This is a genomic window from Sphingomonas donggukensis (assembly GCF_023674425.1).
Classification (GTDB): Bacteria; Pseudomonadota; Alphaproteobacteria; order Sphingomonadales; family Sphingomonadaceae; genus Sphingomonas; species Sphingomonas donggukensis.
Map to the genome: position 1 here is coordinate 366,184 of NZ_CP098401.1, position 13,519 is coordinate 379,702.

11 protein-coding genes are annotated in these 13,519 nt (G+C 66.7%); 3 read left to right on the top strand and 8 right to left on the bottom strand.

Annotation, left to right across the window (positions count from 1 at the left end; genetic code table 11):
* The first annotated feature begins 113 nt into the window (after window positions 1-113).
* The 3 genes from glyS to M9980_RS01740 all read left to right on the top strand — a co-directional run bounded on the left by glyS (window position 114) and on the right by M9980_RS01740 (window position 5,615).
* Window positions 114-2,411, top strand: coding sequence for a glycine--tRNA ligase subunit beta (glyS, locus tag M9980_RS01730; RefSeq protein ID WP_250752693.1), 2,298 nt, complete (start codon window positions 114-116; stop codon window positions 2,409-2,411).
* A gap of 64 nt (window positions 2,412-2,475) precedes the next feature.
* A complete protein-coding gene (gene ppdK / locus M9980_RS01735) occupies window positions 2,476-5,133 on the top strand; it encodes a pyruvate, phosphate dikinase (RefSeq protein WP_250752694.1) in 2,658 nt (885 codons plus the stop codon).
* Window positions 5,130-5,615, top strand: a complete 486-nt coding sequence (locus M9980_RS01740) for a hypothetical protein (protein WP_250752695.1) — start codon at window positions 5,130-5,132, stop codon at window positions 5,613-5,615. Before ppdK ends, M9980_RS01740 begins: the two co-directional genes overlap by 4 nt.
* On the opposite strand, the gene M9980_RS01745 is transcribed toward M9980_RS01740, so the two are convergent.
* From M9980_RS01745 to M9980_RS01780, 8 genes are read right to left on the bottom strand one after another with little or no spacing between them, the layout of a single operon-like run.
* On the bottom strand, window positions 5,606-6,148 hold the full coding sequence (locus tag M9980_RS01745) for a hypothetical protein (RefSeq protein ID WP_250752696.1): 543 nt from the start codon (window positions 6,146-6,148) through the stop codon (window positions 5,606-5,608). The two genes, M9980_RS01740 and M9980_RS01745, sit on opposite strands and share 10 nt — an antisense overlap.
* 48 nt (window positions 6,149-6,196) lie before the next feature.
* Window positions 6,197-7,195: a type II secretion system F family protein gene (locus tag M9980_RS01750; protein ID WP_250752698.1), complete on the bottom strand. Its 999-nt coding sequence runs from the start codon at window positions 7,193-7,195 to the stop codon at window positions 6,197-6,199.
* Between the two features lie 12 nt (window positions 7,196-7,207).
* Complete coding sequence (locus M9980_RS01755; protein ID WP_250752700.1) at window positions 7,208-8,185, bottom strand: type II secretion system F family protein; 978 nt, start codon at window positions 8,183-8,185, stop codon at window positions 7,208-7,210.
* 54 nt (window positions 8,186-8,239) lie between these two features.
* Entirely contained in the window at window positions 8,240-9,544 is a 1,305-nt protein-coding gene (locus M9980_RS01760) for a nucleotide-binding protein (protein WP_250752702.1), read from the bottom strand.
* Entirely contained in the window at window positions 9,544-10,173 is a 630-nt protein-coding gene (locus M9980_RS01765) for a CpaD family pilus assembly protein (protein ID WP_250752705.1), read from the bottom strand. The genes M9980_RS01760 and M9980_RS01765 overlap by 1 nt, the downstream gene beginning before the upstream one ends.
* 23 nt (window positions 10,174-10,196) lie before the next feature.
* Window positions 10,197-11,933 (bottom strand): type II and III secretion system protein family protein, encoded by a 1,737-nt coding sequence (locus tag M9980_RS01770; protein ID WP_250752707.1) that lies wholly within the window; start codon window positions 11,931-11,933, stop codon window positions 10,197-10,199.
* Window position 11,934: 1 nt separating this feature from the next.
* Complete coding sequence (gene cpaB / locus M9980_RS01775) at window positions 11,935-12,960, bottom strand: Flp pilus assembly protein CpaB (RefSeq protein ID WP_250752709.1); 1,026 nt, start codon at window positions 12,958-12,960, stop codon at window positions 11,935-11,937.
* Window positions 12,961-13,009: 49 nt separating this feature from the next.
* On the bottom strand, window positions 13,010-13,480 hold the full coding sequence (locus M9980_RS01780) for an A24 family peptidase (protein ID WP_250752711.1): 471 nt from the start codon (window positions 13,478-13,480) through the stop codon (window positions 13,010-13,012).
* Window positions 13,481-13,519: the final 39 nt, after the last annotated feature.

The window sequence follows — 13,519 nt, forward strand, 5'->3', positions numbered from 1 at the left end:
GCAGCGCCCGCAACCCCTTCGCGCCTTCGCGCCTTCGCGAGAACGATTTCTTCTCATTCTTCCCTCCTCCGCGTCTCCGCGCCTCCGCGTGAACCCATTCAGGCCCCGACCCGATGACCGATTTCCTCCTCGAACTCCGCTCGGAGGAAATCCCCGCTCGCATGCAGGCACGCGCGCGGGAGGATCTGGCCAAGCTCTTCGCAGCCGAACTGGCGAAGGCCGGCCTCACCGCGACGGACACGACCACCTACGCCACCCCGCGCCGCCTGACCCTGATCGCGCGCGGCCTGCCGCTGGCGACCGAGGCGGTCAGCGACGAGGTGAAGGGCCCCAAGACCTCCGCCCCCGCGCAGGCACTGGAGGGCTTCCTCCGCAAGACCGGCCTCACCCAGGACCAGCTGACCGACCGCGACGGCATCTGGTTCGCGGTGATCGAAAAGCCCGGCCGCGCCACCGCCGACGTGCTCGCCGAAGCGATCCCCGCGATCGTCCGCGCCTTCCCCTGGCCGAAGTCCATGCGCTGGGGCGATGCCTCCGCCAGCACCGAATCCCTGCGCTGGGTGCGCCCGCTGCAGGGTATCGTCGCGCTGTTCGGCGACGATGTCGTCCCCTGCGAGATCGCCGGCATCGCCAGCGGCGCCGCGACCGTCGGCCACCGCTTCCACCATCCCGGCGTCATCACGATCGGCTCGGCGGGCGATTACGTCGAGAAGCTGCGCGCCTGCCACGTCATCGTCGACCAGGACGAGCGCGCCGCGATCATCGCCACCGGCGCGACGATGGCCGCGAAGAAGGCGGGCCTGACGCTGATCCGCGACGAGGGGCTGCTGGCCGAAAACGCCGGCCTGACCGAATGGCCGGTGCCGCTGCTCGGCCGCTTCGACCCCGAATTCCTCACCGTGCCGCCCGAAGTCATCCAGCTGACCGCGCGGGTGAACCAGAAGTATTTCGTCTGCACCGACGCCGCCGGGAAGCTCGCCAACGCCTTCGTCTGCGTCGCCAACATCGACGCGAAGGACGGCGGCGCGCTGATCGTCGAGGGCAACCGCAAGGTCCTCGCCGCGCGGCTGAGCGATGCGCGGTTTTTCTGGGCTCAAGATTTGAAAGTTGAGCCTCGCGAACAGTCTCGTCGCCTCGCCAATGTAAAATACTTTGAAGGGCTCGGAACCTATCAGGAGAAACAAGAGCGGATAGGGCGGCTTATAGAAGAGTTAGTTGCTCTTTATTTTCCTGAATTAAAGCGACTATGGTCGACAGCAGAGCTTTGTAAAGTTGATCTTCTAAGTGGTACTGTCGGTGAATTTCCTGAACTGCAAGGAGTTGTAGGTTCTTACCTACTCAAGAATGATCAGTATGCCGCGCCTTATGCGCAGGCCGTTCGAGGTTTATATAAAAACGCCTCTCAGATCATAGCTGATGGGGAAAATAAGCCAGAAAACCTGCTGCAAGTGGCAGACAGAATCGACAATGTCGTTGGTTTTGCAGCGGTCGGGATTTGGTTCAAGGGGTCGGGTGACCCTTATGGGATTAGACAATCTGCGCAGGCGGTTGTAGCGGCAATACTTACGAGTAAACTTCGTTTGAAAATTTCCGATCTGATAAAAATATCTTATGTCAATCTAGTTGAGACATTCGGGTTTCATCGCAATCTTTATGCGGTCGAGAGATTGACGGGCATTAAAGGTGAAATCCGGGATATCGAAACTCCTATGTTCGGCGCCGGTTTGTCCGATGCCCATGCTGCTAACGTGAGAGATTATCTAGATCGTGCCTTCAGAGCTAAGGCTGCCACGCGAGAAGAACTAAAGGGAAACGGGTTCGTTGACTGGGCAATTGATCACGCTCGTACTTATTACGCAGACGATATAAGCTGGCTTGCGCCGTATGCTGAAGTTTCGTCGCGGGTAGAAGCTCTGTTGATCGACCGTCTCAAAGTTCAGCAACGCGAAGCCGGCGTCCGCCACGACCTGATCGACGCCGTATTCGCGCTCGGAGGAGAGGACGACCTCGTCCGCCTGCTCGCCCGCGTCCACGCGCTGCAAGCCTTCGTCGCCACCCCGGACGGCACCAACCTGCTCGCCGGGTACAAGCGCGCGGCGAACATCCTGAAGAAGGAAGGTTTCACCGAAGCCGACGACAAGTCCCTGTCCTACACCCCCGAACCCGCCGAAAAGGCGCTCGCCGACGCGCTCGACCTCGCCGAGCTCAAGGCACGCACCGCCGTCGAGCAGGAGGATTTCGAAGCCGCTATGGCCGCTCTCGCAACCCTGCGCGCACCGATCGACGCGTTCTTCGATGGCGTGACCGTCAATGATGCCGACCCGGACAAGCGCGCCCATCGCCTCGGCCTGCTCGTCCGCGTCCGCGATGCGGTCCACGCGGTCGCCGACTTCTCGAAGATCGAGGGCTGACCCCCCGTTTCGGCCGTCAACTTTGTCAACATTCGCGCTGCCCGCGCACACACAGGACGCGACGATGACCAAGTATGTTTACCGCTTCGGCGGCGGGGTTTCGGACGGTGGGCGCGGCGACAAGAATCTGCTCGGCGGCAAGGGCGCGAACCTGGACGAGATGGCGTCGATCGGCCTGCCGGTGCCGCCGGGCTTCACCATCTCGACCGCCTTCTGCGCGGTCTATTATGACGAGGGCCGCGCCTTTCCGCCGTCGCTGCGCGACGAGGTCGCGACCGGCATCGCCCATATCGAGGGGGTCACCGGCAAGCGCTTCGGCGACGCCGCCGACCCGCTGCTGGTGTCCGTCCGCAGTGGCGCGCGCGCCTCGATGCCGGGGATGATGGACACCGTCCTCAACCTCGGCCTCAATGACGCGACCGTCGCCGGCCTTGCGCAGGTGTCGGGCGACGCGCGCTTCGCGTGGGACAGCTATCGCCGCTTCATCCAGATGTATTCGGACGTCGTGCTCGAACTCGATCACGCCCGGTTCGAGGAAGCCTTGGAGATCGCCAAGGAAGACCGCGGCTACTACCTCGACACCGACATGTCCGCCGCCGACTGGCAGGGGCTGGTCGACGAATACAAGTCGATCGTCGCCGAACTGTGGGGTAGGCCCTTCCCGCAGGATGTGCACGACCAGCTGTGGGGCGCGATCGGTGCGGTGTTCGGATCGTGGCAATCCGACCGCGCAAAGGTCTATCGCCGGCTGAACGACATCCCTTCCGAATGGGGCACCGCGGTCAACGTGCAGGCGATGGTGTTCGGCAACATGGGCGACACGTCGGCGACGGGGGTGGCCTTCACCCGCGATCCTGCGAAGGGCGACAACGCCTATTACGGCGAATTCCTCATCAACGCCCAAGGCGAGGACGTCGTCGCCGGCATCCGCACGCCGCAATATCTGACGAAGGCCGCGCGCGAAGCCGCCAATGCCAAGCCCGCCTCGATGGAAGAGGCGATGCCCGAGGTGTACGGCGAACTCGCCGCCGTCTTCGACCTGCTCGAACGCCATTACCGCGACATGCAGGATATCGAATTCACGGTGCAGCAGGGCAAGCTGTGGATGCTCCAGACCCGCTCGGGCAAGCGCACCGCCAAGGCTGCGCTGAAGATCGCGGTCGACATGGCGAGCGAGGGGCTCATCACCCGCGAGGAAGCGATCGCGCGGATCGATCCCGCCGCGCTCGACCAGCTGCTCCACCCGACGCTCGATCCGAAGGCGGCGCGCGACGTGCTGACGAAGGGGCTGCCGGCGTCGCCCGGCGCCGCCTCGGGCCGGATCGTCTTCACCGCCGACGAGGCCGAGCGCGCCGCGGCGGGTGGCGACGACGTCATCCTGGTCCGCGTCGAAACATCGCCCGAGGACATCCACGGCATGCACGCCGCCCGCGGCATCCTGACCGCGCGCGGCGGCATGACCAGCCACGCCGCGGTCGTCGCGCGCGGCATGGGGCGTCCGTGCGTCTCGGGGGCGGGATCGCTCTCGATCGGCAAGGGCGTGATGCGGGTAGGGGACCGCGAGGTGAAAGCGGGCGAGATCATCACCATCGACGGCTCGACCGGTGAGGTCATGGCGGGCGCCGTCCCGACGATCCAGCCCGAGCTGGTCGGCGATTTCGGCACGCTGATGGAATGGGCTGACGGCATCCGCCGCATGAAAGTCCGCACCAACGCCGAAACCCCGCAGGACTGCCGCACCGCGCGCGAATTCGGCGCAGAGGGCATCGGGCTGTGCCGCACCGAACACATGTTCTTCGACGCCGCGCGCATCACCAGCGTCCGCCAGATGATCCTCGCCAACGACGAGACCGGACGCCGCGCCGCGCTCGAAAAGCTGCTCCCCGAACAGCGCAGCGACTTCGTCGAGATCTTCGAGGTCATGGTCGGCCTGCCCTGCACGATCCGCCTGCTCGACCCGCCGCTCCACGAATTCCTGCCGCATGAGGATGCCGAGTTCGGGGAAGTCGCGAAGGCGACCGGGCTCGACGTCGACACGCTCAAGCGTCGCGCGGCGGAGTTGCACGAATTCAACCCGATGCTCGGCCATCGCGGCTGTCGTTTGGGCGTCACCTATCCCGAAATCTACGAGATGCAGGCGCGCGCCATCTTCGAGGCGGCGTGCGAGGTTGCCGAGAAGTCGGGCGCCGCGCCGGTGCCCGAAGTGATGATCCCCCTCGTCGGTACCAAGCGCGAATTGGAGCTGATGAAGGCCGTGGTCGATGCCGCCGCCGAAGCCGTCTTCGCCGACAAGGGGCGCCGGATCGAGTACCTGGTCGGCACGATGATCGAACTGCCCCGCGCCGCACTGCGCGCAGGGGAGATTGCAGAGGCGGGGGCATTCTTCTCCTTCGGCACCAACGACCTGACGCAGACGACGCTGGGCGTCAGCCGCGACGACGCCGCGCGTTTCCTGACCAGCTATGTCGAACAGGGCATCTACGCGAAGGATCCGTTCGTCAGCCTGGACGTAGACGGGGTCGGCGAACTGGTGAAGCTGGCCGCCGAGCGGGGCCGGGCGACGCGCCCCGAGATCAAGCTCGGCATCTGCGGCGAACATGGCGGCGATCCGGCGAGCATCGCCTTCTGCGAATCGGTCGGCCTCGATTACGTCAGCGCCTCCCCCTACCGCGTGCCGATCGCCCGGCTCGCGGCGGCGCAGGCGGCGCTTGCCGCCAAATGACGCCCGAACACGTTCACGACCCGCTCGGCGCGTTCGCGCGCGAGCTTTCGTCCGGCGGCATCGTCACGCAGGTGCTCGAGCGGCGCGCTGGCGGTCGTGTACGGGCGGAAGCGGTCGGTTCTACCTCGGTCACCGTCGATGCCGCGATCCGCGACCTGCTCGGCTGTGCCGCCAACGACGTCGTGGCGCACCGCGCGACGCGGCTGATGCATGGCGAGGTAGAGCTGTCGGATGCCGACCTCTGGTATCTGCCGTCGCGACTGACGCCGGAGATCAACCATGCGCTGACCGTCGGGGACACGCCGTTCGGACGGGCGATCCAGTCGCTCGCCCCGACCCGGCGGACACTGCTGTGCGAACGGCTATGGGGCGGCAGCTTCATCCTGCGGGTGCGCGCGGTCGTGCTGGACGGGGAGGGGCGTGCCTTGGCCCTGGTCGACGAGCGGTACCTCCCGGTCGCCCTGGGACGCGTTCAGACGTAGCGTCGCGCGTGTTCGTCGGCGGCGCCGCTGGCCAGCATCGCCGCCTGCTCGCGCCATTGCTCCTGAGCGATCCGGCCCGCCGACAGGCCCAGCCGTCGCTCCAGTTCGTGCTCGTCGGACACCGACATGCTCTCGACCTGGCCGTAGGTGCGGAACCCCTCGGCATGGAGCCGCGCCTCCAGATCGGCGTCGATCCCACGGATGCGCGACAGGGTGTCGCGCTCGCCGCCGAACAGGCCGCGAACCCCGCCGCCAGCGGGCGTGGCTGCCGCCGCTGCCACCGGTGCCGCGGTCGCAACCGGTGCCGCCTTGGCCAGCCGGTCGCGCTCGGTCTCGGCGGCCTTGGCCCGCGCTTGGGCATCGCGGACGCGGGTTTCGGCATCCTTGCGGTAGATGTCATGCTCGGCCTGCACTTCGCGCAGCCGTGCCTTGGCCTTCTTGCCGCCCGGATGGCTCGCCAGTCCGAAGATCCAGCCCGCGACGAGGCACAGCGCCAGCACCGCGAACTGCGAAGTCGTCGTGAACAGCATCATCCGTCTCCCGTTACGGAAGCATAACGGCGCGTGCCCGCGGGCGTTCCCTCAGCCCGTCAGCAGCGCATCGTTGATCGAACAAGCAGCCGGCCCGAGGATGACGATGAACAGCACCGGCAGGATGAACAGGATCAGCGGTACCGTCATGATCGCGGGCAGGCGTGCGGCCTTTTCCTCGGCGCGCATCATGCGTTCGTTGCGGAATTCCGCCGACAGCACGCGCAGCGCAGAGGCGAGCGGCGTACCGTATTTCTCGGTCTGGATCATGGTCGTGGTCACGCCCTTGATCGCGTCGAGATTGGTGCGCATCGCCAGATTCTCGAACGCCTGGCGACGATCGGTCAGGAAGCCCAGCTCGATCGCGGTCAGCGAAAACTCGTCACCCAGCTCAGGATACGCGCGCCCAAGTTCCTTCGCCACGCGGTGGAAGGCGGCGTCGACGGTCAGGCCCGCTTCGGCGCAGATCACCAGCAGGTCGAGCGCGTCGGGCAATCCCTTGCGGATCGCCGACTGGCGCTTGGAAATCTTGTTCTTCAGATAGATGTCGGGCGCCTTGTAGCTCAGGATGAAGGTGCCGGCGACCAGGCCGTACGCCTTCAGCGGGCTCCAGTCGGCGAACGTGTCGGTCCCGTACACGATGTACAGCATCGGCCCGCCGAGCACGATCGGCGCGACCAGCCGCCCGAAGATGACAGCGACGGCCCATTCCTTCGACCGGATGCCGGCCTGCATCAGCTTGTGCTGCGCAGCTTTCACCTGCGAATCCTGAAGCATCTTCAGCGACGACAGGAATGCGCGGATGCGGTCGGTCGCCTCGTTCTTCTGGACGAGCTTCGCGCGACGCTTGCTGGTCGATGCGGTGATGCCCGCCTTCAGCTGCTCGCGGCGTTCGTTCAGCGCCTTCACGCGCTTGACCATCGGATCGCTGACCGTGGTCGCGGTGTAGATCGCGAACATCACCGCGAGCGCCGCGACGCCGGCCAGCATGGTCGCGACCATGATGACATCGAAGCCGAGAATGGTGGGGCCACCGGAGGGAGGGGTCATGATGCTCGGCCCTCAGATTTCGAAGTTGATCATCTGGCGCATTATGAAGGCGCCGATCGCCATCCACACCATGCCGCCGCCGCCGGCGACCATCAGCCGCTCGTCGATGAAGAAGTTCTGCATGTAGCCGCCGTTGATGTACCAGATCAGCCCGAACACGATGAACGGCAGCGCGCCGATGATATAGGCCGACGCCTTCGATTCCGACGACATCGCCTTGATCTTCAGCTTCATCTGCCCGCGCTTGCGCAGCACTTCGGCGAGGTTGGCGAGCGTTTCGGCCAGATTGCCGCCGGTCTCACGCTGGATGGCGATGGTGATGACGAAGAACTGGAACTCGGGCGTGCCCAAGCGGTCCGATGTCTCCTGAAGCGCGGCGTCCATCGTGCGGCCGATCTTCATCTTGTCGGACACCATCCGGAATTCCTCGCCGACCGGACCCTCGACCTCCTGGCCGACGACGCCCATCGTCTCGGTGATCGGAAGGCCGGAGCGAAGGCCGCGCACCAGCAGCTCGATCGCGTCGGGAAACTTCGCGGTGAACTTCGCGATGCGGCGCTTGATGAAGAAGCCGACGACCGCGTGCGGCACACCGATACCGACGAACAGCGCGACGAACAGCGTCAGCAGCACCGGCGCTCCCTTTAGCGCCAGCAGCAGCCCGACGAACGCCGCCAACCCGAACGTCGCCATGCCGTATTTGCCGACCGTCCAGTCCTTGCCCGTCATCGCCAGCCGCTTCTGCAGCAGCGCGGGGTTGGGCAGGATGCGGCCCATCGTCAGGTCCATGCGCGTGGCGCGACCCATCGAGATCTTGCGGACCTGCGCTTCCATGTTCTGCGTCAGGTAATCGGTCGTCAGCCGCGTCTTGACCGCGGTCAGCCGGCGCGAGCCGACGCGTGCCGCCGACGGGCCGCTGAACGCGATCGCCAGCATCACCAGCACCAGGAAGGCCCCGGCGCACATCATCACGAACGGCACGATTTCCACGCGGACCTGGTCCTTTTCGTCACGTCCCGCGGCCAGCCCGCGGGATCGGTCGGCTTACTTCTGCTTCTTGCCGGGCAGCTTCGCGGTCAGCGCGCCAAGCTTGCCGAGCAGCGAGGCGCCGCCCTTGGCATCGCCCTTTGCCACCTTCGACTTGCCCGCAGCCGGAGCTGCGTCGTCGGCCGCATCGCCCAGCACCAGCAGATGCTCGGCAAGCGCGGCGATTGGTGCCAGTGTCTTGGTGTTCTTGCCCGCCTCGGCAAACGGCTTGCCGAGCTTGGCTGCCTGCGCGGCGACCTTGGGCTCGAAGGGGATCACGAAGTCGACCTTGCGCTCGATCGACCCCTCGAAGTCCTTGCGGCTGATCTCGAGCTGCGCGGACGGCTGGATGCGGTTGGCGACGACGACGACCTTGGTGGCCGGGGCGTTCGACTTGAACCAGGCGAGGATGCGGATCGTGTCGCGCGCCGACGCCAGCGTGAAGTCGGTCGCGACGACCGCGACCTGCACGTCGGTGATCAGGTGCGGGTGATTGACCAGCATCGATCGCGGCATATCGACGATCGTGCATTCGAACGCGCCGCGAATTTCCTCCTGCAGCTGGTAGAACGCGCTGCCGTCGGTGACGATCGGCGAGTTGATCGGCGCCTCCGCCGACAGGACGGCCAGCCGCTCCGACGCACGCACCATCGCGCGTTCGATGAAGAGCCCGTCGATGCGGCTCGGGTTCTCGATCGCATCGGTCAGGCCGCGCCCCGGCTCGAGGTCGAGCGACAGCGCGCCGGTGCCGAAATGCACGTCCAGGTCGAGCAGCGCGGTGGTGCGCTTGCCCTTTTCGCTCAGCAGCCAGGCAAGCGACGTCGACAGCGTCGACGCGCCGACACCGCCGCGCACGCCGATGACGGCGGTCGAGCAATGCGGGCGCTCGACGGCAGCCTCTACATGCTTGGGCGCGTTCAGCACCGCATGCGCGCTCGAGAAGCTCTCGCGCAGCACGTCGGGGTTCAGCGGCTTCAGCAGATAGTCCTGAATGCCGCTGGCGACCAGGTCGCGGTACAGGCGGACGTCGTTGACCTGGCCCGCCGCGATCACGACGGTGCCGGGCTCGCACACTTCGGCCAGTGCGTTGATGTCGTTCAGCGGATCGCCGCTTTCGGACAGGTCGACGAACAGGATGTTCGGGCTCGCGGCTACCGACAGCGACTGCACGGCATTGCGCAGGCCGCCCTTGTGCACCTTTTCCGCCGCCCAGCCGAGTTCGACCACGATCGGCCGGATCGCGGCAGCGGTGGTCTCGTCGCAGACATAGGCGACGAAAGGCTCGCGGGTGGTGTTGCGCGCAGGATTCCAGGGAGCGTTCATCAGTTGCCGCCCTTCGTGGTTTCGGATTTCAGCCCGCCGGCGCCGGTGGGCGCGGCCTTGCGGAGCGATTCGATGGCCTTGTAGCCGGTGGCCGGATCGGACACCGACGTGCCCGGCTGGCCGCGGACGAGATCCTCGGGCCGGGCGACCATCGCCGCCAGGTTCGAATTGATCGCGCAGCCATAATTCGACTGGGTGTTGCCCTCGAACTCGATGCCGCTGACGCGGCTGTGGTCGGGGCAGGTCGGGACCGAGGCGCGCATCCGCGATACGACGACGCGCGCCGTACCGCGGGCCACGACGCCGGTGGTGATCGGCACGTCGTCCGACACGAGCAGCCCGTAGCGCGCCGCCTGGGTTGCGACGTCATCGCGAACCGCGACCTCGCCGTTGCCGGTATCGACGGCGACGCGGTCGCCGTAGCCAAGCCGCAGCGAGCTCATCCATCCGGCGAGGCGATCGGCCTCGCCCGGCGCCAGCCCGCCGCCGCTGGTCGCGACGTCGAAGGCATAGTCGGCACGCTCGACCACCGGCTGGTGAACCGATTCGAGGCCGCGATTGGGCGTCCCGCACGCGGCCAGCGCCAGTGCGGATGCGGTCATCGCCAGGATGCGGAAACCACGGGCCATCGTCTTCTCCCTAACGCGCGCGATCACTTGAAGCTGAAGCCGGGCATCGCGCCGCCGGCATCCTTCTTGTCCTTGCCCTTCCTGGGCGTCGGCGTGGCCGCCGGCAGCGTACCGACGACGCTGCGGTCGTCCTGCGGTGCGCGCGCCGGCAGGACCGGGGCGGGCGTCACGACGCCGATCGAAGGCGGAGGCGCGGACGGCTGCGCCATCTGCGGCTTGGGACGGTCGCCGCCCGACTTGCCGCTGGCGAGCGTGCCGAGCAGCACGCGGCTGAGGTCGGTCGGCGCCTTGTAGCCATCGGTGGGCAGGACGACGTCGGCGGCGTTGACCGGCTTCACCAGATAGGGGGTGATGACGATCACGAGCTCGGTCTCGTTGCGCTTGAACCCGTTCGAGCGGAACAGCGCGCCCAGCACAGGAATGTCGCTGATCCCCGGTGTCTTGCTGAACTGGTTGTCGTGGCTGTTCTGCATCAGCCCGGCGATCATGAAGCTCTGGCCCGAACCCAGCTCGACGGTGGTCTCGGCGCGCCGCGTGGTGAGCGCGGGGATCGAGGTGCCGCCGATGGTGACTGCGCCGGCAGCCGACAGCTGCGACACTTCCGGACGGACGCGCAGCGAGATGCGGCCGTCGGACAGGACGGTCGGGGTGTAGGCGAGGCTGACGCCGTACTGCTTGTATTCGACCGAGACGGCGCCGAGGCCCTGGCTGACCGGGATCGGGATTTCGCCGCCGGCGAGGAACGTGCCGGTTTCGCCCGACAACGCAGTCAGGTTGGGATTGGCGAGCGTCGTCACCTGGCCGACCGTCTCACCCAGGTCGATCGCCGACAGGATGTCGAGGCCGGCAAGCTTGGTGGCGAGGCCGATCGCGGTGCGCTCGGTACCGGCGAGCTTCGAGAAGTCGAACGCGGTGCCGGTGTTCGGCAGGACGAAGTCGCCCGTCGCCGGGTTGAACGGCAGGCTGATCGACCCCGTCGGCAGGCCGTAGCGTGCCGAGGCGTCGAGCAGCGGGAAGCCCGCGGTGCTCGCCGAGCCGATGCTGCCGACCGAGCGCCCGCTGGCGACGTTTAGCTGGAAGCCGTCGGTCAGGTCGCGGGTCTGCAGGTTGACGCCGATGTTCTTGATGAAGCTGCGGCTGACCTCGGCGAATTTCACCTGGAGGTTGACCTGAAGCGGCGTCGCGGTGCGCAAGCGGTTGACCACCCCGATCTTCAGCGGCGCGCTGCCCGAGATGTCGATGCCCGGGTTCAGCAGCATCGTGACGAGCCGCTGCGCCTCCTGGCTGTCGGTCGGCGAGGCGACGGTGCCGGTGATGACCGCAAGCTGGCCGACCGTGGTCACGCGGATATCCGCGTCCGGCATCGCCAGCTTCATCATGCGGTCGATCGAGGTCAGGTTCTGGCTGACTCGGACGTTGGTCGAATAGACCACGGCGCCGCTGGCGCTGGTGGCGAAGATCGTGGCCTCGCCGAAATCCTTGCCGAACACGTTGATCTGGCGCGACGAACTTACGTACACGTCGGCGACGCCCGGGTTCGACGTCCACACGGTGGTGACGTCGGCGGGCAGGTTGACCAGCTGGCCCTGGCCGACCGACAACAGCACTTCGCTGGTCGGACGCTGGGTGCCGGCAGGCTGGCCGACGCGGACCCGCTGGCCGCCGCCGGGACCGGCGACTGCCGGCACCGCCGCGTTCAGCGTCAGCGCGGCGGCGGCACTGGCCGCGAGCGAGCGCCGGATGAATCCCTGGCTACGCATCTTAATTCTTCCCCCCCACCGGAACCACGGTGACATCATTGCCGCGTGCGACGCGGACGATCGGACCGACTGCGACCGGAGCGGCTGCACCCGGGAAGCTGCGCGTGGTCATCGGCACGCCCGTCGTCATCATCGACGGTCGGTCGTATCCGGGCTTCCCCGGGACCGACGAGCGCTGGAAGCGCGAGACGTCGGCACCGGTCGAGAAGCTGCCCTTGCCCTCCATCGGGCGGGCGGCGACGCCGGCGAGCATCTCGGCCTCGGCCTTCTTGCCGTCGGGTACGTTGACCGCGCCGCTGGCGATCGCTTCCTCGAGCTCGCCGGCATTGTCTGCGATCGAGCGCAGCGACAGTGAGATCGAGCCGACGGTCTGTGCGACCGCGATCTTCTCCGCGATCTGGGGCGTCGCCTCCAGCGTGACGGTCGAATAGTCGGTGACGATGGTGTTGCCCTTGTCGTCGACGGTCTTGTCCGTCTTGGTGCCCGTGGCGAGCACGCGGACGTTGCGCAGCATCGTCTCGGACGCCTTCAGCGGCGGACCGTCGCCGCCGCCCGCGACCGACTGGGTCAGGATGACGTCGACGCGGTCGCCCGGAAAGATGAAGCCCGCGACCGAAGTCTGGGCCGACACCGGCACCGTGATGGCGCGCATGCCGGCGCCGAGTGCGGCGGCCAGGAAGCCGCGGTCGCCCGGCTTCACCAGCGCGCCCTGGCTGACCGGCTGGCCGGCGGGAATCGGGAAGCGGACGACGGTGCCGACGACGTTTTTCAGGTCGGTACCCTGGCGCAGGAAATAGGCGTTCTCCACCAGCTCCTTCGGCCACGGCTGGAACTTCAGCGCGGTCGCGTCGATGATCGTGCCGACCGGCAGTGCCTTGGTCGCGACCAGCACTTCGGGCCCGTCGATGACGGGCTGGCTGGCGGCGGTGGGAGCCGCAGAGCCCATCATCAGGCTCCGCGCCATGAACGCGGTGATGCCTGCGATCAGCAGGGCACCTACCAGCAGCATGATCTTGCGTCCGTCCATTATCCTCACGCGCCTTTCGCAGTCGCAGCGGTTGATCCGCCGTTAAGCATCACCCGAAGTGGTTAAATATTGGTTCGCGAATCCACAGCAGCGCCGCGATGGCGATCGCGACGCCGTACGGGATCTCCAGCGGCTCGCGTTTCGCCTGCCAGCGCGCCTCGATCAGCAGCACGATCGTGACGAGGCCGCCGATCAGCGACATGATGATCAGCATCCACACGAGCGCGGTTGGCGGAATCCACAGCGCCAGCGCGCCGATCAGCTTCACGTCGCCCCCGCCCATCTGGCCGAGCGCGAACGCCGCCACGAACAGCCCGAAGACGAGCGCGGCGACGATCAGCTGCACGCCGACGTCCGGCCACAGCGTGTATCCCGCCGCCCACCACCATGCGGGGGCGAACAGCGCGATGACCGCATTCTTCCAGTTGGCGATCTCGCGGACGCGCGCGTCCTCGATGCCGGCCGATACCAGCAGAAGCCCGAGCGCGCCGAGCAAGGCTATGGCGACTGAATCCCCCATCAACCCTAAAGTCCTAGACGCAGCCTCTTTCGAAAACGT

Excerpts from the sequence above, each read along its gene's own strand:
- M9980_RS01750 (WP_250752698.1), bottom strand. The coding sequence starts at position 7,195 with ATGACCCCTCCCTCCGGTGGCCCCACCATTCTCGGCTTCGATGTCATC.
- M9980_RS01780 (WP_250752711.1), bottom strand. The coding sequence starts at position 13,480 with ATGGGGGATTCAGTCGCCATAGCCTTGCTCGGCGCGCTCGGGCTTCTG.
- cpaB (WP_250752709.1), bottom strand. The coding sequence starts at position 12,960 with ATGGACGGACGCAAGATCATGCTGCTGGTAGGTGCCCTGCTGATCGCA.
- M9980_RS01740 (WP_250752695.1), top strand. The coding sequence starts at position 5,130 with ATGACGCCCGAACACGTTCACGACCCGCTCGGCGCGTTCGCGCGCGAG.
- M9980_RS01765 (WP_250752705.1), bottom strand. The coding sequence starts at position 10,173 with ATGGCCCGTGGTTTCCGCATCCTGGCGATGACCGCATCCGCACTGGCG.
- ppdK (WP_250752694.1), top strand. The coding sequence starts at position 2,476 with ATGACCAAGTATGTTTACCGCTTCGGCGGCGGGGTTTCGGACGGTGGG.
- M9980_RS01745 (WP_250752696.1), bottom strand. The coding sequence starts at position 6,148 with ATGATGCTGTTCACGACGACTTCGCAGTTCGCGGTGCTGGCGCTGTGC.
- M9980_RS01760 (WP_250752702.1), bottom strand. The coding sequence starts at position 9,544 with ATGAACGCTCCCTGGAATCCTGCGCGCAACACCACCCGCGAGCCTTTC.
- glyS (WP_250752693.1), top strand. The coding sequence starts at position 114 with ATGACCGATTTCCTCCTCGAACTCCGCTCGGAGGAAATCCCCGCTCGC.
- M9980_RS01770 (WP_250752707.1), bottom strand. The coding sequence starts at position 11,933 with ATGCGTAGCCAGGGATTCATCCGGCGCTCGCTCGCGGCCAGTGCCGCC.